Origin of the sequence: Celeribacter halophilus (assembly GCF_900114135.1) — a bacterium.
Lineage (GTDB): Bacteria > Pseudomonadota > Alphaproteobacteria > Rhodobacterales > Rhodobacteraceae > Celeribacter > Celeribacter halophilus.
Genome location: NZ_FORY01000008.1, coordinates 133,268 through 151,966 on the forward strand (window position 1 = coordinate 133,268; position 18,699 = coordinate 151,966).

General features: G+C 60.9%; 19 protein-coding genes. 14 read left to right on the top strand and 5 right to left on the bottom strand.

Translation table 11 applies throughout. The features are described from left to right. Positions 1-9: 9 nt before the first annotated feature. Complete coding sequence (miaA, locus tag BM152_RS10360) at positions 10-918, top strand: tRNA (adenosine(37)-N6)-dimethylallyltransferase MiaA (protein ID WP_066599910.1); 909 nt, start codon at positions 10-12, stop codon at positions 916-918. Between the two features lie 102 nt (positions 919-1,020). Beyond that, positions 1,021-2,007 (top strand): helix-turn-helix domain-containing protein, encoded by a 987-nt coding sequence (locus tag BM152_RS10365; RefSeq protein ID WP_066599907.1) that lies wholly within the window; start codon positions 1,021-1,023, stop codon positions 2,005-2,007. Between the two features lie 126 nt (positions 2,008-2,133). On the opposite strand, the gene BM152_RS10370 is transcribed toward BM152_RS10365, so the two are convergent. Further along, entirely contained in the window at positions 2,134-2,709 is a 576-nt protein-coding gene (locus BM152_RS10370; RefSeq protein ID WP_066599903.1) for a lytic transglycosylase domain-containing protein, read from the bottom strand. A 243-nt stretch (positions 2,710-2,952) separates the two neighbouring features. On the opposite strand from BM152_RS10370, the gene ssb reads away from it, so the two are divergent. Continuing rightward, positions 2,953-3,480 (top strand): single-stranded DNA-binding protein, encoded by a 528-nt coding sequence (gene ssb, locus BM152_RS10375; protein ID WP_066599900.1) that lies wholly within the window; start codon positions 2,953-2,955, stop codon positions 3,478-3,480. Here the strand turns inward: ssb and BM152_RS18970 are convergent. Continuing rightward, positions 3,477-3,821 carry a hypothetical protein gene (locus tag BM152_RS18970; protein WP_211435251.1) on the bottom strand — a complete coding sequence of 115 codons (345 nt, stop codon included), beginning with the start codon at positions 3,819-3,821 and terminating at the stop codon, positions 3,477-3,479. The two genes, ssb and BM152_RS18970, sit on opposite strands and share 4 nt — an antisense overlap. Here BM152_RS18970 and kdsA point away from each other — a divergent pair. Continuing rightward, positions 3,811-4,635: a 3-deoxy-8-phosphooctulonate synthase gene (gene kdsA / locus BM152_RS10380; protein WP_066599898.1), complete on the top strand. Its 825-nt coding sequence runs from the start codon at positions 3,811-3,813 to the stop codon at positions 4,633-4,635. The genes BM152_RS18970 and kdsA overlap by 11 nt on opposite strands. 21 nt (positions 4,636-4,656) lie before the next feature. Further along, entirely contained in the window at positions 4,657-4,995 is a 339-nt protein-coding gene (locus tag BM152_RS10385; RefSeq protein WP_066599896.1) for a TfoX/Sxy family DNA transformation protein, read from the top strand. Between the two features lie 132 nt (positions 4,996-5,127). Here the strand turns inward: BM152_RS10385 and ndk are convergent, their stop codons facing one another. After that, positions 5,128-5,550, bottom strand: coding sequence for a nucleoside-diphosphate kinase (gene ndk / locus BM152_RS10390; protein WP_066599890.1), 423 nt, complete (start codon positions 5,548-5,550; stop codon positions 5,128-5,130). A 139-nt stretch (positions 5,551-5,689) separates the two neighbouring features. Here ndk and BM152_RS10395 point away from each other — a divergent pair, with 139 nt between their 5' ends. The 3 genes from BM152_RS10395 to BM152_RS10405 all read left to right on the top strand — a co-directional run bounded on the left by BM152_RS10395 (position 5,690) and on the right by BM152_RS10405 (position 8,827). Continuing rightward, a complete protein-coding gene (locus BM152_RS10395) occupies positions 5,690-7,540 on the top strand; it encodes an ABC-F family ATP-binding cassette domain-containing protein (RefSeq protein ID WP_066599882.1) in 1,851 nt (616 codons plus the stop codon). Between the two features lie 15 nt (positions 7,541-7,555). Beyond that, positions 7,556-8,182, top strand: coding sequence for a MarC family protein (locus BM152_RS10400; protein ID WP_074914168.1), 627 nt, complete (start codon positions 7,556-7,558; stop codon positions 8,180-8,182). 75 nt (positions 8,183-8,257) lie between these two features. After that, on the top strand, positions 8,258-8,827 hold the full coding sequence (locus BM152_RS10405) for a retropepsin-like aspartic protease family protein (RefSeq protein ID WP_231730468.1): 570 nt from the start codon (positions 8,258-8,260) through the stop codon (positions 8,825-8,827). A gap of 57 nt (positions 8,828-8,884) precedes the next feature. Here BM152_RS10405 and BM152_RS10410 read toward each other — a convergent pair whose 3' ends face one another. After that, positions 8,885-9,343, bottom strand: coding sequence for a DNA polymerase III subunit chi (locus tag BM152_RS10410; protein ID WP_066599875.1), 459 nt, complete (start codon positions 9,341-9,343; stop codon positions 8,885-8,887). A gap of 6 nt (positions 9,344-9,349) precedes the next feature. Then, complete coding sequence (locus tag BM152_RS10415; protein WP_066599873.1) at positions 9,350-10,816, bottom strand: leucyl aminopeptidase; 1,467 nt, start codon at positions 10,814-10,816, stop codon at positions 9,350-9,352. A 99-nt stretch (positions 10,817-10,915) separates the two neighbouring features. On the opposite strand from BM152_RS10415, the gene lptF reads away from it, so the two are divergent. The 6 genes from lptF (at position 10,916) to rsmA (ending at position 18,602) form a co-directional block, all read left to right on the top strand. Then, entirely contained in the window at positions 10,916-12,097 is a 1,182-nt protein-coding gene (lptF, locus tag BM152_RS10420) for an LPS export ABC transporter permease LptF (RefSeq protein ID WP_066599871.1), read from the top strand. Next, positions 12,094-13,191 carry an LPS export ABC transporter permease LptG gene (lptG, locus tag BM152_RS10425; protein WP_066599863.1) on the top strand — a complete coding sequence of 366 codons (1,098 nt, stop codon included), beginning with the start codon at positions 12,094-12,096 and terminating at the stop codon, positions 13,189-13,191. The genes lptF and lptG overlap by 4 nt, the downstream gene beginning before the upstream one ends. A 3-nt stretch (positions 13,192-13,194) precedes the next feature. Beyond that, positions 13,195-15,393, top strand: coding sequence for an LPS-assembly protein LptD (locus BM152_RS10430; protein ID WP_082715283.1), 2,199 nt, complete (start codon positions 13,195-13,197; stop codon positions 15,391-15,393). Between the two features lie 133 nt (positions 15,394-15,526). Further along, entirely contained in the window at positions 15,527-16,780 is a 1,254-nt protein-coding gene (locus BM152_RS10435) for a peptidylprolyl isomerase (protein ID WP_074914190.1), read from the top strand. After that, entirely contained in the window at positions 16,777-17,760 is a 984-nt protein-coding gene (gene pdxA, locus BM152_RS10440; protein ID WP_066599855.1) for a 4-hydroxythreonine-4-phosphate dehydrogenase PdxA, read from the top strand. Before BM152_RS10435 ends, pdxA begins: the two co-directional genes overlap by 4 nt. Beyond that, positions 17,760-18,602: a 16S rRNA (adenine(1518)-N(6)/adenine(1519)-N(6))-dimethyltransferase RsmA gene (rsmA, locus tag BM152_RS10445; RefSeq protein ID WP_066599852.1), complete on the top strand. Its 843-nt coding sequence runs from the start codon at positions 17,760-17,762 to the stop codon at positions 18,600-18,602. Before pdxA ends, rsmA begins: the two co-directional genes overlap by 1 nt. The last annotated feature ends 97 nt before the right edge of the window (positions 18,603-18,699 follow it).

Here is an 18,699-nt window from a genome sequence, read left to right on the forward strand (position 1 = left end):
ATCGCCCCCATGACCCTGCCCTTCGACATATCGCCCACGCAGCCCGTGCTGATCGCCGGACCCACAGCCTCCGGCAAGTCGGCACTTGCGCTTGACATTGCCGAGCGTCAGGGCGGCGTGATCATCAATGCCGATGCGCTTCAGGTCTTTGACAACTGGCGGGTTCTGACCGCACGCCCCTCTCCCGAAGACGAAGCCCGCGCACCCCATGTGCTTTACGGGCATGTCGCCGGAGACGAGATCTATTCGGTCGGTCACTGGCTGCGCGATGTGACGCCCTATCTGAATGGTGCGAAGCGTCCGATCATCGTTGGCGGCACGGGGCTGTATTTCACCGCGCTGACCGAAGGGCTGGTGGAGATCCCCCCCACGCCCGACACGATCCGTCAAGAAGCGGACCAACGTCGTGCCGATGAGGGCAATCACGCAGGGCTATTGGCAGAGCTTGACGCGGAAGACCCTGAAACCGCGGGAAAAATCGACCGGTTGAACCCGATGCGAGTCCAGCGCGCGTGGGAAGTTCTGCGGGCCACAGGGCGCGGTCTGGCCGCGTGGCAGGCCGACACACCGCCGCCCTTGATGCCGCTTGCGAACTGCTGTCCGGTGCTGCTTGAGGCCGACAAGGACTGGCTCAACGCCCGCATCGCGCAGCGATTCGAGATCATGCTGGCCCAAGGCGCTCTGGACGAGGCACAGGCCAATCTGGCAGGCTGGAACCCCGCCGCTCCCGCCTCCAAAGCCATCGGTGCGCCCGAATTGATCGCCCATTTGCGCGGCGAAATGGGTCTGGAGGAGGCCAAAGAGGCCGCAACCATCGCCACACGGCAATATGCCAAGCGTCAACGCACATGGTTTAGAGCGCGTATGAAGGCCTTCCACAAGATATCGCTGCCTTGCGCAGAGATTGCGGATAGCTAAACAAATGCACATATCACATTGAAAACAAAATGTTTTCTTTGACTCGCCCTCTGTGAGGTCTAATCTACGGTTGAAATTGCACAAACCGAACAAGATTGCCCCATGCCCGAGACAAAACCGCGTAAGATTTTCCAATCCCTGCCCTTGGGGGAATTGTCGAAGGGCGACGTGGCCAAGCCGGAGGCTGCCAAACGCGCCGCAGCCATGCCGCACTCCGCTCAGGCAACATCCGAGGCGAAACCGCGCAACGCCAAGCCACGCAAGACCCCCGCGCCCAATATTCCCGACATCCCGCCGCAAAGCGCCTATCGCGTCAACACGCTGGGGCGCGGCACGGGCACGCTGTCCAATGTCAACAAATGGCGCACCGAAGCCATGCGCAGCCATCGTTCGCCGACACTGTTGTGGTTCACCCGCGGTCAAGGCCGGATCACGGTCGCCGGTGTCACCCGCGGTTTCGGGCCGCACAACCTGATCTACCTGCCAACCCGCACCATGTATGGCTTTGAACCTGTCGGTCAGGTCATGGGCTACACGGTGCATCTGCCGGACAAGCCGAGCTTTGCCTTGCCCAAAGAGCCGCTGCACATGCGGTTTCGCGAGGTGATCCAGCAAAACGAGATCACCGGTATGATCGAAGGCTTGCAACGGGAAATCGATGGCGACCGTCCGGGACGTGACCGCGCTATGGAATTTCAGGCGGGTATGATTGCGGTCTGGCTCGAACGCCAGATGTCGGTGATGCCGGATTACAACCTGACGCCCGATGCCTCGCGCCGTCTCGCCGCCGCCTATACGGCCTTAGTGGAAAGCAAGCTGCGCGAAGGCTATACAGTTGCGCAATTCGCCGCCGATCTTGGCGTCAGTCCGACGCATTTGACACGGGCCTGCAACATCGCCTGCGGGCGCTCGGCCTCGGCGATTCTCGCGGATAGGGTGCATTTCGAAGCCCGCCGGATGCTCTCGGAAACCGATCTTCCGATCAAGCAGATTGCGCAAAAACTGGGATTTCACTCCGCCGCCTATTTCAGCCGCGCCTTTCACAAACACACAGGCCAGTCCCCGCGTGCCTTCCGGCAATCGGCCTGACACGAGGCTGAGCGGGGCCGTCTGACGGGTGTCAGCGGCTCAAGCGGCGCTCAATCATGCCCCTGATACGGCTCTGTGGATTTTTGGTAATTCTGGCGGCGTCTCCGGCGCGGCGCATTGCAACACTCACGATCCGTAGATGATTTTGACGTAGTTCATCGTCTCTTTATAGGGCGGCACGCCGTTGTATTTCTCGACCGCCAAAGGCCCCGCGTTATAGGCCGCAAGCGCCAGTCGCCAGTTGCCGAACCGGTTGAACATCATCCGCAAATACCGTGCCCCGCCTTCGAGATTTTGCTGCGGGTCGTTGATATTCACACCGAGCAGCCGCGCGGTCTCCGGCATGAGCTGCGCCAGTCCGGTCGCGCCCTTGGGGCTGCGCGCCGAGGGGTTCCAACCGCTCTCCTGCTGCACAAGGCGCAAGAACAGATCGGTCGGAATGTCATGTTTGCGTGCCATAGCCTCCGCCACGGGCAACCACTGGCCCTTATAGCTGCCGGTATATTTTGCCGTGGCCGCATCCGAGCCGAAACGTTCGGGCTGAAGCGTGACCGAATTGGAATATTGCTGGGCAGCACGCCCGTCGAGCACGGAAAGCTGGGAATCAAAGATCGCCATGCGATTGCTGGTCGAAAAGATGTCTTCGGCAACAACGCCATCCACAAGGCCGAAAAGCGCGACCGCAACGGCTGCAGCCCGCATCCCCGGACGAAATCGCCCTACACAGGACAAAGTGCGGGACGAGGTGCGGGACGCGACAACGGAAGTTCCAAACTCTGCATACATCCAAAAATCCACTTACCACCATCCGATCCCGCGCAATATAGGCGCAAAATCGGAAGTTTCAAAGGACAAGCGCACCGAAGGCGGATTTTGGCCTTCCATTGCAGGCGCGGGTTTGGTGTAAGGTGCGTCCAAGTTGAAGAATCTCAGGGAGTAGATCGCATGGCCGGTTCCGTGAACAAAGTCATCCTCGTGGGCAATCTGGGCGCGGACCCGGAAGTGCGCACATTCCAGAACGGCGGCAAGGTGTGCAACCTCCGCGTCGCAACATCCGAGACCTGGAAGGACCGCAACACGGGCGAAAAACGCGACCGCACCCAATGGCACACGGTAGCGATTTTCTCCGAACCTCTGGCCCGCACCGCAGAGCAATATCTGCGCAAAGGCTCGAAGGTCTATCTCGAAGGCCAGCTGGAAACCCGCAAATGGCAGGACCAACAAGGCAATGACCGCTACTCCACCGAAGTGGTGCTGCGCCCCTACACCTCGACCATGGTGATGCTCGATGGCCGCTCCGGTGGCGGCGGCGGAGACAACTATGGCGGTGGTCAAGGTGGCGGCAGCTATGACCAGGGCCCCTCCGGCGGCTACGATCAGGGCGGCTACGGCGGCGGCTCAGGTGGCGCGGGCGGTCCCCAAGGTGGCGGCTCCAGCCGTCCGTCTCTGGACGACGACGAAATCCCGTTCTAGGTCACACCGACCGGAAACTGTCGATGATTGCGAGGAAGCCTTCGGGCTTCCTCTTTCTTTTGAGCGGTCTGTTTCAGCGCCCAACCAGAAGTCCCGTCAAAAGCGCGGAGATCTGCCAAACCATCCTGCCTTAAAGCAACAGGCTTGCGCCCTGCCCCTGCTTCGTGGAATAAGGCGCTTTGCGATTGGCTTGTGTCACAAGTTGATTGTGAAAGGCCCACCACATCAACACCCACCAGATCAACAGATTGTGCGGCGTGTCCCGAAACCCTGTGGTTCAGGTGTATCGAAAAACGCTTTAGCTTGCGCACATCAGCAAAGAGGCTCCCTATGACCGCCAAAGACGTCTCCATCGGCAATGTCACCTTTTCCAACGCCCGCCCCTTCGGCCTGATCGTCGGCCCGTGCCAGTTGGAAAGCCTCGATCACGCCCGTATGCTGGCCGAAAAGATCGCCGAGGCCTGTGCGCAAACCGGCACTGAATTTGTGTTCAAAGGCTCCTATGACAAGGCCAACCGCAGCTCCCTGTCCGGAAAACGCGGTCTTGGCGCCGAAAAAGGCCTCACCATCCTGTCGAAAATCCGCGAGGAATTCGGCTGTCCGGTGATCACCGATGTGCATGAAGCCGCGCAATGCGCTATGGCCGCCGAAGCCGTCGACATCCTGCAAATCCCGGCCTTCCTATGCCGCCAGACCGACCTTCTGCTGGCCGCAGGCGAAACCGGCAAAGCCATCAATGTCAAAAAAGGACAGTTCCTCGCCCCTTGGGACATGGACAATGTCGCCGCAAAACTCGCCTCCACCGGCAATGAAAAAATCATGCTCTGCGAACGCGGCACCTCCTTTGGCTACAACACGCTCGTGAGCGACTTCCGTGGCCTGCCGCGTATGGCGCAAACCGGCTATCCGGTCATCATGGACGCCACACATTCGGTGCAGCAACCGGGCGGACAAGGCACATCCACCGGCGGTGACCGGACCATGGTCCCCGTGCTGGCCCGTGCCGCCGTGGCCGTGGGCGTTGCAGGGCTCTTCATCGAAACCCATGAAGACCCCGACAACGCACCGTCTGACGGGCCGAACATGCTGCGGATCGAAGACCTCGCTCCGCTTCTGGCAACGCTTCACGCGCTCGACACAGTCGTCAAACCCTGAGCCGCCAAAGCGCCCCTGCCTGTGCCTGCCCCCGTCTCCTCCATTCGCAACCTTGGCCCCGCATCTGACGCAAATTTCGCAGCTGCGGGGATCAAGAGCGCCGAAGAGCTGCGCGCGCTAGGACCGGACGCCGCCTATGCGCGGCTTCTGGCAAGCGGCCACCGCCCACATTTCATCGGCTATTACGCGATGGTGATGGGGCTACAGGGCCGTCCGTGGAACGATTGCAAAGGCAAGGAAAAAGAGGCGCTTCGCACGCGCTTTGACGCAATTGTCGCCTCGGTCGCCGCTGATACTTCCGCCGCGCCCAGCGGTATTGAGGCCGCGCTCAACGAGATCGGAACAGGTCTCAAACGATAACGCCCGCCCCCGACATCTAAGCACCGGATAAAACCGGTCCGGCTTTCTGATGGCAAAAATACTCATAGAAAAAGGCCGCCCCCAAGGAGCGGCCTTTCGCATGTCCAAAACATAACGGAAAGGGTGTGCCCCTTAGCCGACCAGTTCGAGACCGGAGAAGAAGAATGCAATCTCTTGCGCTGCGGTTTCCGGAGCGTCGGAACCGTGCACGGAGTTTTCACCGATGGACAGGGCGAACTCTTTGCGGATGGTACCTTCTGCGGCTTCTGCCGGATTGGTCGCGCCCATGATTTCACGGTTTTTCGCAATCGCGTCTTCACCTTCGAGCACCTGAACCACGATCGGCTCGGAGATCATGAATTCGCACAGTTCGCCGAAGAACGGACGGTCTTTGTGAACGCCGTAGAACTCTTGCGCTTGAGCAAGGGTCAGCTGGATGCGCTTGGATGCGACAACGCGCAGGCCGGCTTCTTCGAACTTGGCAACGATTTTGCCCGTGAGGTTGCGTTTGGTGGCATCGGGTTTGATGATGGAGAATGTGCGCTGGATCGCCATTGGATGAGCCTCATAGTGATGTCAAAGGAACGGGCCGGACCGAAAAGCCCCGCCCAAAGATTGCGCGCCGGATAGCATGAGGCGCGCCGATTGAAAAGCGGCGATTGACCTTCCGTGAAACGTCAGGCAAGTCAGCAACATGTTAAAGATCCAAAACATCACATATTCCGTCGAAGGCCGCACTCTCATCGAAGAGGCGTCCGTCACCATTCCCACCGGCCATAAGGTCGGCATCGTGGGACGCAACGGCGCGGGCAAGACGACGCTCTTTCGCATCATCAAGGGCGAACTGGTGTTGGAGACCGGCGCCATCGAGATTCCCAAACGCGCCCGCATCGGCGGCGTGGCTCAGGAGGTGCCGGGCAACGAGGTTTCCCTGCTGGATACGGTTCTGGCCGAGGACAAGGAACGCGCCAGCCTCATGCAGGAGGCCGAGACCGCGACCGATCCGCACAGGATTGCCGATATCCAGACCCGTCTGGCCGATATCGACGCATGGAGTGCCGAAGGCCGTGCCTCAAGCATTCTCAAAGGTCTGGGATTTACCGACAAGGAAATCCAGATGCCCTGCTCCGCCTTTTCCGGCGGCTGGCGGATGCGTGTGGCCTTGGCAGGCGTGCTGTTTTCCCAGCCGGATTTCCTGCTGCTCGACGAGCCGACCAACTATCTCGATCTCGAAGGTGCGCTCTGGCTTGAGACCTATCTCGCCAAATATCCGCATACGGTGCTGCTGATTTCCCATGACCGCGCCCTGCTCAACCGTGCGGTAGGCGCGATCCTGCATCTCGAAGGCAAGAAACTGACGCTGTATTCCGGCGGTTACGACGATTTCGCCAAGACCCGCGCCGCCCAACGTGCGGTTCAGGCCGCCGCCGCCAAGAAACAAGACCTGCATCGTGCGCATTTGCAGAGCTTTGTGGACCGGTTCAAGGCCAAGGCCTCGAAAGCCAAACAGGCGCAGAGCCGTGTTAAAATGCTGGAGAAGATGGAAACCATCACCGCGCCCGAAGATGCGGCGCGTGTGGTCTTTTCCTTCCCCGAACCCGAAGAACTGTCGCCCCCCATCATCAATATGGAGGGCGTGTCGGTCGGCTATGACGGCAAGGCGGTTTTGCAACGACTGAACCTGCGGATTGATCAGGACGACCGGATCGCGCTTTTGGGGCGCAACGGCGAGGGCAAATCGACGCTCTCGAAACTCCTGTCCAACCGTCTGGACCCGATGGGCGGGCAGATCACGCGGCACAACAAGCTGCGCATCGGCTTTTTCGCCCAGCATCAGGTGGATGAATTGCACCTGAACGAAACACCCTTGCAGCATTTGCAAAGCGCCCTGCCCGGTTTTTATCCGCCGAAACTGCGGGCCAAACTGGCGGGATTCGGTCTCGGGGCCGATCAGGCCGATACCGAGGTCGGACGTCTTTCAGGGGGCCAGAAAGCCCGCCTGTCGCTTTTGCTCGCCACGCTGGATGCGCCGCATCTCTTGATCCTCGACGAGCCGACCAACCACCTCGACATCGAAAGCCGCGAGGCTCTGGTCGAGGCGCTCACGGCCTACACCGGTGCCGTGGTGCTGGTGTCTCACGACATGCACCTTCTGAGCCTCGTGGCCGACCGGCTGTGGCTGGTCAAAGATGGCCGCGTCTCCCCCTATGAGGAAGATCTCGACGCCTATCGCAAACTTCTGTTGCAAGGCGACGACAAGCCCAAATCCGAGAAGAAAGAGAAAGCCGCGCCCAAGCCCCGCAAAGCCAGCCGCGACGAAATTCTTGCCCTGCGTGCCGAGGTGCGCAAATGTGAGGAACGGGTCAACAAGCTCACGGATATGAGCAAGAAGCTTCAGGTCAAACTCGCCAATCCCGAACTCTACGAGGACAAAGAGGCCGCAATCGTCTGGCAAAAGAAATATGGCGAAGTGACAGAGGCCACCGAACGCGCCGAGGCGCTCTGGCTGGCAGCACTTGAAAAGCTCGAAAAATCGGGCGGATAAGGGAGAGACGGCAGGATGGAGCTACAGGTATTGATCACTGCCTTCATGACGCTGTTCGTCATCATCGACCCGATCGGGCTTGCGCCGCTCTTCGTGGCCATCACACAGGGGCAAACCGCCCGCCACCGTCGGGCCATCGGGCTGCGGGCGGTGCTGATTGCCTTTGGCATCCTCACTATTTTCGGTCTCTTTGGCGACCATGTGCTGACCTTCGTCGGCATTTCCATGCCTGCCTTTCGCATCGCGGGCGGTCTTTTGCTGTTTCTGACCGCCTTGGAGATGCTGTTCGAGAAGCGCACGAAACGCCGCGAGGAACATGCCCAGCACCCTGAACACCAGCCTGTGGAAGACCCTTCTGTTTTCCCGCTGGCCACGCCGCTTCTGGCCGGTCCGGGGGCGATCACCTCGATGATCCTGTTGATTGATCAGGCCAACGGCATCGCCGGCATCCTGCTGATGCTGGGGGTTCTGGTCGCGGTCCTACTGGTCTGTCTTGCCTTTTTCGCCCTCTCGGGGGCGATGGAACGCGTTTTCGGGGCCACGGGCATCAATGTGGTCACGCGGTTGATGGGGATGCTTCTGGCGGCTCTCTCGGTGCAGTCCGTCGCCGACGGGAAAAAGGACATGTTCTTTCTCGGCTGATCCCTTTGCCCTTTGTCGCAGCACAGCCTGCTGACAAATCGTGCGCGGGCCCCTATCTATAGTCTCATGGATCAGATGGACACCGCCCGCATACTCTACCTGTCGCTCCTTCTGGGCGCGATTGCCTTTTATTATGTCATCGCCAACCGGCGCAATCTGGGGCAGATGCTGCGCCATGCCGTGCTGTGGGCGTTGATCTTTATCGGCGCGCTGGCCGCTGTGGGGCTATGGCAGGATGTGCGCCCGCGTTTTGCACCTGCGCAGATCAGCGATGGCGCCGGTGTGATCACCGTGGATCGCGACCATTCCGGACATTTCTCCATCATTGCCGAGGTCAACGGCGCACCGGTGGAGTTTCTGGTGGATACGGGCGCGTCAAATGTCGTGCTGTCGCTCAGTGATGCGGAGAAAGCCGGTGTTGATGTGGACAATCTGGCCTTTACCGGCCGCGCCCAAACCGCAAATGGCACGGTGCGCACCGCCTCTGTAAAGATCGACACCCTGACCCTTGAGGGCATCACCGACGATGGCGTACGTGCCTATGTGACGGATGGCGAGCTGTTCGGCTCGCTACTCGGCATGGATTACCTGCGCCGTTATGACAGTATCGAAATCAAACAGGACAAGCTGATCCTGACGCGCTAAGCGGCGGGGAGACACGCTCCAGAGCGAGCCCATCAGGCGGACAGATCAGGGCGCACCCTAACCCGCCTTGCTCTCCGCCTTTTTCTCCCAGCGGCCACTTTCCTCAGACCAGTATTGCGCTTCGGCCCCCGCGCTTGTGAGGCTTTTCCATTGATGCCGCGCGTGTTGCACCGCCTCCATGTCATGCCCGTCAAACAGGATACAGGCGCGATCAAGGGCGGCAATTTCCTCCGCGCTCACCTCCGCCCCGCCGACGCTCATGACGCAGGAGGCCGCGTTGCCCCCCGGTGTGGCCGACAACAGAATCGGCTGATCCGCGTCATGCGGACCGCCCGCCAAGCCATGCGGCAGAAACCCCTCACGCAGCCAGAGCGCCTGATCCAGTGCGCGAAGCTGCTCGATCGAGCGCCCGCGCACTTCCACGCGCCAGCCGGCAGAGAGGGATTTCTCCGCCAGCGTGCCCAGCGTTTCCACCAGAGGCGCGCGGGTCAGGTGATAGAAATAGACAGCACCCATAAGGGGTTAGCCTTCCTTGTTCATCTCGTCGATCATCCGGTTGAGCGCCAGAACGCCCCAGCCTGTTGCCCCCTTCGGGGCCAATGTGGTGGGCGATTTGACCGAGGCCACACCTGCAATGTCGAGATGCATCCACGGCGTTTCATCCTTGACGAAACGCTTCAGGAATTGCGCCGCCGTGATCGCACCGCCCCAACGCGGGCCGACATTTTTCATATCCGCCACATCGGATTTGATGAGGTCGTCATAGCCCTGTCCCAAGGGCAAACGCCACGCGCCCTCGCCCTCGGCTTCGGCGGCTTTCAGGAACCCGTTGCAGAAGGCATCATCGTTGGAAAACACACCGGCGTTCTCGTTGCCAAGCGCAACCAGACACGCGCCTGTGAGCGTGGCGAGGTCGATCATTGCGGTCGGGGCGAATGTTTCCTGCGCATACCAGAGCACATCGGCCAGAACCAGACGCCCTTCGGCATCGGTGTTGATGATCTCGACCGTGTCGCCCTTCATGGAGGTCACCACATCGCCGGGACGTGTGGCCTTGCCATCAGGCATATTCTCCACGAGGCCCACAAGCCCCACAACATTCACCGGCGCCTTGCGCAGGGCGAGCGATTTCATCACGCCCGACACCGTGCCCGCGCCGCCCATGTCCATGGTCATGTCTTCCATACCGCCTGCGGGTTTGAGCGAAATGCCGCCCGTATCAAAGACCACGCCCTTGCCGACCAGCGCCAGCGGGGCTTTGTCTCCGCCGCCGGTCCATTGCATCACAACCATTTTCGTGGGCGTCACAGAGCCTTGGCCCACGGAGAGCAAGAGGTTCATTCCCAGCTCTTCGAGACGATCCTCTTCGAAGACCTCGACCTTGAGGCCAAGGCTTTCAAGCTCCACGAGCCGATTGGCAAATTCCGTGGTGGTCAGCACATTGGACGGTTCCGACACCAGATCACGGGTGAAGAACACCCCTTCGGCCAGTGCGGTCACTGTGGAGAAATCGACTGTTTCAGGTTTGCTCACCGCAAACGTGACCTCCGGAGCGGCAGATTTTTCGTCGCCGGTTTTGTGATCGGTGAATTTGTAATGTTTGAGCGCCAGTCCCAAGGCCAGTTCCTCGACCCGTTTGACGCTACCGGGCAGCACCAGAGCGCCCTCCTTGCCAAGCGCACCACCGATGGCCGCGCCTGCCTTGCGGCACAGATCACTGGAGGCCTGATTGGCCAGTTTGACCACCTGCACGGCCTGCGCTTCCATACCGGTCGGATAGGCCAGTTCTTTCGCCTCGCCCTCTTTGAGCGTCTCGAAGGCCGCGCTTTCGATAAAACGCGCCAGCGCGCCTTTGGTCAGACGGTTGATCCGCCGCGCCGCCTGTCCGAGTTTTCCATCGGGGCTGACGAGAACAACCACGCGGCCAGAACGGGCGGCAATGGCGTCGAGATCGAGGGCGGTAACGGAAAGCTGAACAAGCGCGGTCATATCAAATCCTGTGTAAATTGATGTCCCGCTATAGGTAGCGGTCAAACGAGGGGCTGACCAGAGTGAGATTGGACCTTTCTCCCAGCCGCAGGGAACGATATGGTCGCGCGCAACGGTCAGGACGGGTACGGGACAACGGGTTTGGGAAGATTCGACAAATACATGCTTCAGCAATTGCTGATGCTGTTCGGGTTTTTCTCGCTCGTTCTGGCTCTGGTCTTCTGGGTCAACAAGGCGGTGAGCCTGCTGGACTGGCTTATGGGAGACGGGCAGTCGGCCTCGACCTTTCTCCAGCTCACGCTTTTATCCCTGCCGACCATTCTGGTGAATCTGCTTCCCATCGCCGCCTTTGCGGCCACCGTCTATGTGACCAACCGCTTGTCTTCCGAATCCGAACTGGTGGTTGTTCAGGCCGCAGGCTATTCGCCCTATCGTCTGGCCCGTCCGGTGCTTTATTTCGGTGTCATCGTGGCTTTGATGATTGCGGTGCTGTCCCATGTGCTTGTGCCTTTGTCGCAACGCGAACTGGACCTGCGCCGCGCCGAGATTGCCGGCGACATCACCGCGCGGCTTCTGACAGAAGGCACATTCGTGCATCCGGTCAAAGGCATAACCTTCTATGTCCGCAATATCTCCGCCGCTGGCGAGCTTGAAGATGTCTATCTCTCGAACAGCCGCACGGAAGGCGAACGCCAGAGCTTTATCGCCAGTCAGGCCTTGATCGTCAAAGACGAGGACGGGCCGATGCTTTTGATGTTCGACGGTATGACGCAGGTCTATGACCTGGAAGACCAGCGGCTCTCCGTCACACGGTTCGACAGTTTCGCCTATAGTCTGCAGGGGCTGTTCGGCACGACACAGGCGCAAAGGCGCAGCCTCAAATCGACAGACAGTTTCGATCTGTTGCGCGCGAGCCCTACACTTCTGGAAGAGTTGCGCTCCAGCCGTTTGCAGGTTCTGGCCGAAGTCACCCAACGCATGAACAAGGCGGTGCAGGGATTCGCCATCTGTCTCATCGGCTTTGCCGCGCTGCTCATTGGCGGTTTCTCGCGCTTTGGCTTGTGGCGACAGATTCTTCTGGCCATCGTGCTTCTGGTCATCATCAAATCGCTCGACAACAGTTTCGAAGGCATGATCAACGATGATCCCTCGCTCTGGCCGCTGCGCTATGTCGCCTCAGTGGTGGCTGTTCTCATGGCCTTGGCGCTGATGTGGAAAACCGCCCGCCCCGCAAGGCGCTCGCGGCGACGTGCAAAACATGGAACGGAGGCGAAACCATGAGGCTCGATCTCTATTTCGCCCGCCGCTATATCCGCGCCCTGCTCATGGTGCTGGGGGTTTTTGCGGGCCTGATCGCCATGGTCGAGAGCCTCGATCAAATCCGCAATTTCTCCGGCGTCGAGATCAGCGGCACGGCCATTCTCGGCATGGCGCTGTTGCGCGTGCCGACCACCCTTTACGAAATCCTGCCCATCGTGGTGATGATCGCCACGCTCACGCTGTTTCTCGGACTGGCGCGGTCCTCGGAACTGGTGGTGGCGCGGGCCTCTGGGCGCGGGGCGATGCGCTCTCTTGTGCCAATTGCCATTGTCGCCTTCGTCTTCGGCCTGTTCAGCGTGGCCGTGCTCAACCCCTTCACCGCCGCGACCGAACGGGCCTATGACCAGCGCGAAACCCTGTATCTTCAGGGCGAACGTCAGGTGTTCTCCGTCTCCGACGAAGGGCTCTGGCTGCGCGAAGGCACAGGAAGCGGCCAGATGGTCATCCGTGCCACACGGTCCAACCTCGACGGCTCCATCCTGTATGACGTCAGCTTTCTGGGCTTTACCACCGAGGGCCTGCCGATGTTCCGCATCGAAGCGCTCGATGCGCGGATCGAAGACGGTCAATGGGTGCTCACAGAGGCGAAACGCTGGCCGCTGCAAGGGGCTGCCAATCCGGAAGCCGCCGCCACGAGCCATGCGCGGCTGACCCTGCCCACCAGCCTCAGCCTTGAGGAAATCCGCGACCGGTTCGGCTCGGCGGAGGCTGTGTCGATCTGGGATATGTCGGCCTATATCAAGAAACTGGAAGACGCCGGTTTTTCCGCACGCAGCTACAAGATGTGGCTGCAAAGCGAACTGGCCCTGCCCTTTGCCTTTGTCGCGATGATGCTGATCGCCGCCGGTTTCACCATGCGCCACACACGACTTGGCCGGACCTCGACCCTCGTGGTCACCGCCATCATTCTGGCCTTCGGGTTCTATTTCCTGCGCTCTTTTGCCATTGTCATGGGACAGAATGGATTGCTGCCGATCACGCTGGCCGCATGGGGGCCACCGCTGGCGGTGATCCTCGCCACACTTGCACTTTTGCTGCATCTGGAAGATGGATAGGACATGAGAGCTGCTGCCCCGTCTATGACCACGCCCCGCCCCCGTATTGCCCGCCTCACAGGCGGCGCAAGGCGGTTTGCCTGCCATCTCACAGTGACGGCGGCTCTTGCGCTCACAGCGGGCGCCCAGCCTAGCCTACTCCACGCACAGGACAGCCAACAGGACGCCAGCCTGCCCACCGCGCTGCTGGCCAATGGCGTAACCTTTGACGGGGAGATGCTCGTCGCCACCGGTGATGTCGAAGTGCTCTATGATGGCACCCGCCTCACCGCCAGCCGCATTGCCTACAACCAGACCACAGGTGCACTGAGCATCGACGGGCCGATCCGCCTGACGGAAAGCGGCTCCGACACGGTGGTTCTGGCCTCCGCCGCAGAGCTCGACACAGAGTTGCAAAACGGCATCCTGACCTCCGCGCGCATGGTGATCGACCAACAGATGCAACTGGCCGCTGCGCGTCTTGACGTGATCGACGGGCGTTACCTGCGGATGCAGAAATCCGTGGCCTCGACCTGTGAAGTCTGCGCCGACCGGCCTGTGCCCATGTGGGAAATCCGTGCGCAGGAGATCGTGCATGACAGCGAGGCCCGCCAGCTCTATTTCACCAATGCCCAGATGCGGATCATGAATGTGCCGGTGCTCTGGCTGCCGCATCTGCGTGTGCCGGACCCGACGCTCGAACGCGCCAACGGTTTTCTTGTCCCCGAGGTGCGCACCGACTCGACGCTGGGCACAGGGATCGAGATTCCCTATTTCATCACCATAGGCGATCATCGCGACCTCACCGTCTCGCCCTATCTGGCGACCAACACAACAACGCTGAACCTGCGTTATCGTCAGGCATTCACCAATGGCGATATCGAGATCAACGGCGCAGTCAGTGACGATGACACCACCGACGGGCTGCGGGCCTATGCCGAAATCGAAGGCGACTGGACCCTCCGCAACGGCTATGCGCTCGACATCGACCTCGCTGCGGTTTCGGACACAAGCTATCTCTCGGAATACGATATTTCCGACAGCAATTACCTCAAATCGACCGTCAACCTGTCACGCTACCGCGCCGGAGAGGCGATCGACGGAGAGATCACCTACAGCCGCTATCTGGGTGACGGCACCAACAACGACAATCCCACCGTGCTCGGGGAGTTTCTCTTTGAGCGCTATGTCCAGCCGTGGAGCCTGCCCGGACGGTTGAGCTACGGCTTCACCGCATCGAGCTATTACCGCGAATCGAACGATGATGTGGACGGGGCGGATGTGTTGCGCCTTGGTGCGGAAAGCACTTGGAGCGGTAGCAAGATTTTCGACAGCGGCTTGCGGCTCGACAATGAGGCCTCCGTCTATGCCGACGCCTATCTCATCCGGCAGAACTCGGATTACGACAGCACGGTCCTGCGTGGCACCGCCAGCGCCGAGACCAAACTAAGCTGGCCACTGACCCGCAGCACCGCCTCCGGTGCCTCGGAAATCCTTGAACCGATCCTGCAACTCGGCTGGTCGGACAGTGTCGGCGGCTCTGTGCCGGACACGGATTCGCTGTTCATCGAGTTTGACGAAGGCAACCTGCTGACACTTTCGCGCTTTCCCGGTGCCGACCGTCGCGAAACCGGCCTGACCTCCGCCGCCGGTCTGCGATTCTCGCATTACGGGCCGACATTCGACTATGCGGTGACACTGGGGCGCGTGCTCTATCTCGAAGATACCGACGGCTATTCCACCTCTTCCGGCCTCTCGACCACCCAATCGGACTGGCTTCTCGCGGCGCGTATGGCCTTTAACGACCGCCTGTCGCTCTATAACCGTCTGCTGGTGGGCAATGACGCGGAAATGACCAAATGGGACACCCGTCTGGACTATCTGCGCGACACCTACAGCATCGGCACGACCTACAGCTATGTGATCGCCGATGCCGTGGAGGACCGCGACGAGCCGATCAACGAATTCGCCCTCGACGGGGAAGTGATCCTCGCCGATCACTGGACGCTGACCGGCGAATACCGGCATGATTTCGAAAATGACGAAGTCACCCGCGCCAAACTCGGGATCAAGTTTCAAAACGAATGCACCCGCGTCCAGATCGGCCTGACGCGCCGCTACTGGGACACGGATGACCTCGACCCGACCACGCGCGTGACCTTCTCCGTGGGCTTCGGGGCCTTTGCAACAGAACAGACCAAGGCCAGCACATGCGCCTTTTGAGCAGAACTTCCGCAAAGTTTTACCCCGCGTGCGCAGTCAGGCTTTGCAATCCACTTGGCCCGCGTTGTGAAACCCCTTAGAAAGACATCGAGTAACGCGCTTTTTGGGGCGCATGTGGAATATGGGAGTTGGCATGACACGCAAATTCAGGGCTGATCTGATCGCCGGATTGAAGAAAGCGAGCCTCGGGCTCCTCTGTGCCGTGCTTGTCGGGACAGGCGTGCCGGATCGTGCCGCCGCGCAAAACCTCTTTGCCCCTGTTGCCTATGTCAATGACAACGTGGTCACCGGATTCGAGTTGAACCAGCGCATCCAGTTGATGACCGTGCTGGGTGCCACGCCGACCCGTCAGGCCGCACTGGATGCCCTGATCGAAGAACGGCTCAAGAAAGAGATGGCGGACCGTTTCGGCCTGTCGCTCACGGACGAACAGGTCGCCGCAGGTATTCAGGAATTTGCCGGACGTGGCGGGCTGAAACCCGAACAATTCCTCTCGCTCATGGCCCGCGAAGGCGTCAGCGCGCAAACCGTCCGCGACTTTGTCGCAACCGGCCTGTTGTGGCGCGAAATCGCTCGCGGTCTCTTTGCCAACAAGGCCCAGATTTCCGACCTCGAAGTTGACCGCGCCATGCAGAACAACGGCCCCTCAGGCGGCCTGCGCGTGTTGCTGTCCGAACTCTTCCTGCCTGCACGCACACCGGAAGAGAGAGCCAAATCCGAAGCCCTCGCCAAACAGATCGCCGCACGCCCGTCGATCTCTGCCTTTGCTGCCGCCGCCAGCGAATATTCCGTGGCTCCCTCGCGGGAAAAAGCCGGACGGATGGACTGGGTTGCCATCGGTGATCTGCCGCCTGCCCTGCGCAACACCGTGGCCGGTCTGAAACCCGGCGAGATCACAGCGCCCCTGTCCACGCAAAACGCCATCGGCCTGTTCCAGCTGCGCTCCGTGGCGGAAACCACCCGTCCCACACCCAAGGCCGACGCCATCACCTACGCCGCCTATTACATCGCAGGCGGACGCTCCGAGGCCGCGCTCAAACGCGCCGCAGAGGTCAAAGCCAGCGTCGACAGCTGTGACGACCTTTACGGCATTGCCAAGGGCGAGCCGGAAGAGGTGCTGCAAATCGACACCCTGCCAGCCGGAGACATCCCCACGGATGTGGCCGTCGAACTGTCCAAACTTGACCCCGGCGAGGTCTCCACCGCCCTCACCCGCGCCAATGGCGAAACTCTGGTCTTCCTGATGATGTGCGGACGCACCTATGAGAACACCGGCAATGTCGACCGCGAACAGATTCGTAACCAGTTGCAGTCCCAACGCATCGGCGCTCTGGCGGACAGCTACCTTGCGGAACTCAAGGCCGACGCCACCATCGTGATCCCATGAGCGGGCGTCGACACGCGCCGATTGCGCTAAGTTGCGGAGAACCTGCGGGCGTTGGGCCGGAACTGGCGGTCGCAGCAGCTCAGGCACTCGATGGTGCCCTGCCGTTCTTCTGGATCGGAGACCCGCGTCACCTGCCCGAAGGCAGCCGTTTCGCGGAAATCTCTACCCCCGCTGAGGCGCATCATGTGGCCTCCGGCACCCTACCCGTGCTGCGTCACGACTTTGCCGCCCCCGCCACCGCAGGCCAGCCCGATCTAGCCAATGCCCGCGGTGTGATCGACGTGATCGCCCGCGCGGTCGCTCTGGTGCAATCCGGCGAAGCCTCCGCCATCTGCACCGCCCCCATCCACAAGAAAGTCCTGAAAGACGGCGCGAATTTCGCCTATCCGGGACATACCGAGTTTCTTGCCCATCTGGGCGGCGTCGAACGCGTGGTGATGATGCTGGCCTGCCCCGAATTGCGCGTTGTGCCGGTGACCATCCATATCGCGCTCAAGGATGTGCCCACGGCCTTCACCCCCGCGCTGCTCGAAGAAACCATCCGCATCACCGCCATGGATTTGAAACGTTTCTGGGGGATCGAGCGTCCGCGCATCGCCATTGCGGGGCTGAACCCGCACGCGGGCGAAGGCGGGGCAATGGGCCACGAAGAACTCGACTGGATGATCCCGCTGATCGAACGGCTCGGCGCGGAAGGCTTTGATCTCAAAGGCCCGATGCCGCCGGACACCATGTTCCACGCCAAGGCGCGTGCGGGCTATGATGTGGCGCTTTGTGCCTATCACGATCAGGCGCTGATCCCGATCAAGACCATTGATTTTTCCGGCGGCGTCAATGTCACCCTCGGCCTGCCGTTTATCCGCACCTCGCCGGATCACGGCACCGCCTTTGACATTGCCGGCAAAGGGCTGGCCGATCCGACCAGCCTGATTGCAGCGCTGAACATGGCCGCAGAGATGGCCGCAAAGGGAGACACCTGATGAGCACCGTCGATGGTTTGCCGCCGCTGCGTGCGGTGATCGAGGCCCACGGGCTTGTGGCCAAGAAGTCCCTTGGACAGAACTTCCTGCTTGATCTCAACCTGACCTCCAGAATCGCCCGTCAGGCCGGAGACCTCAGCAAATGCGACGTGCTCGAAGTCGGCCCCGGCCCCGGCGGTCTGACCCGAGGTCTGCTGGCTGAAGGCGCGCGCAAGGTGCTGGCCGTGGAAAAAGACAGCCGCGCGATGGCGGCTTTGGCCGACATTCAGGCGATCTATCCGGAGCGGCTCGACATCCTCAACGCCGATGCGCTGGAGATCGACCCGCTCGAAACCCTCACCCCGCCGGTGCGCGTGGTCGCCAACCTGCCCTATAATGTCGGCACGGAGCTTCTGGTGCGCTGGCTGACCCCGCCCGCATGGCCACCCTACTGGGCCTCGCTTACGCTGATGTTCCAGCGCGAAGTGGCCGAGCGGATCGTGGCCCAGCCCGGCTCCAAGAAATACGGTCGCCTCGCGATTCTCAGCCAGTGGCGCACCAACGCCCGCATCGTCATGGAACTTCCGCCAGAAGCCTTCAGCCCTCCGCCAAAAGTCCATTCTGCCGTCGTGCATTTCGAGGCCCTTCCCGCCCCGCGTTTCGAGGCCGACCCGAAGGTGCTCGAACGCATCGTCGCCACCGGTTTCAATCAACGCCGCAAGATGCTCCGCGCCTCGCTCAAAGGGGCGGCAACGGATATCGAGGACCGTCTGATCGCCGCAGGGATCAAGCCGACAGATCGGGCGGAACAGGTGCCTATTGAGGGCTGGTGTGCCTTAGCCCGCGAGGTTGCCAAGGGCTAGACTGTCACGCAACGATCTGCGGGCGGTCAGCTTGGCCCCAGCCACAACGCCCGTCCCACCATCTGCCATAGAAAAACCCCCGCCACATCGGACGGGG

What these genes read in the sequence shown, in the direction of transcription:
- miaA (WP_066599910.1), top strand. Translation starts at nt 10, where the DNA reads ATGACCCTGCCCTTCGACATATCGCCCACGCAGCCCGTGCTGATCGCC.
- BM152_RS10365 (WP_066599907.1), top strand. Translation starts at nt 1,021, where the DNA reads ATGCCCGAGACAAAACCGCGTAAGATTTTCCAATCCCTGCCCTTGGGG.
- BM152_RS10370 (WP_066599903.1), bottom strand. Translation starts at nt 2,709, where the DNA reads ATGCGGGCTGCAGCCGTTGCGGTCGCGCTTTTCGGCCTTGTGGATGGC.
- ssb (WP_066599900.1), top strand. Translation starts at nt 2,953, where the DNA reads ATGGCCGGTTCCGTGAACAAAGTCATCCTCGTGGGCAATCTGGGCGCG.
- kdsA (WP_066599898.1), top strand. Translation starts at nt 3,811, where the DNA reads ATGACCGCCAAAGACGTCTCCATCGGCAATGTCACCTTTTCCAACGCC.
- ndk (WP_066599890.1), bottom strand. Translation starts at nt 5,550, where the DNA reads ATGGCGATCCAGCGCACATTCTCCATCATCAAACCCGATGCCACCAAA.
- BM152_RS10395 (WP_066599882.1), top strand. Translation starts at nt 5,690, where the DNA reads ATGTTAAAGATCCAAAACATCACATATTCCGTCGAAGGCCGCACTCTC.
- BM152_RS10400 (WP_074914168.1), top strand. Translation starts at nt 7,556, where the DNA reads ATGGAGCTACAGGTATTGATCACTGCCTTCATGACGCTGTTCGTCATC.
- BM152_RS10405 (WP_231730468.1), top strand. Translation starts at nt 8,258, where the DNA reads ATGGACACCGCCCGCATACTCTACCTGTCGCTCCTTCTGGGCGCGATT.
- BM152_RS10410 (WP_066599875.1), bottom strand. Translation starts at nt 9,343, where the DNA reads ATGGGTGCTGTCTATTTCTATCACCTGACCCGCGCGCCTCTGGTGGAA.
- BM152_RS10415 (WP_066599873.1), bottom strand. Translation starts at nt 10,816, where the DNA reads ATGACCGCGCTTGTTCAGCTTTCCGTTACCGCCCTCGATCTCGACGCC.
- lptF (WP_066599871.1), top strand. Translation starts at nt 10,916, where the DNA reads ATGGTCGCGCGCAACGGTCAGGACGGGTACGGGACAACGGGTTTGGGA.
- lptG (WP_066599863.1), top strand. Translation starts at nt 12,094, where the DNA reads ATGAGGCTCGATCTCTATTTCGCCCGCCGCTATATCCGCGCCCTGCTC.
- BM152_RS10430 (WP_082715283.1), top strand. Translation starts at nt 13,195, where the DNA reads ATGAGAGCTGCTGCCCCGTCTATGACCACGCCCCGCCCCCGTATTGCC.
- BM152_RS10435 (WP_074914190.1), top strand. Translation starts at nt 15,527, where the DNA reads ATGACACGCAAATTCAGGGCTGATCTGATCGCCGGATTGAAGAAAGCG.
- pdxA (WP_066599855.1), top strand. Translation starts at nt 16,777, where the DNA reads ATGAGCGGGCGTCGACACGCGCCGATTGCGCTAAGTTGCGGAGAACCT.
- rsmA (WP_066599852.1), top strand. Translation starts at nt 17,760, where the DNA reads ATGAGCACCGTCGATGGTTTGCCGCCGCTGCGTGCGGTGATCGAGGCC.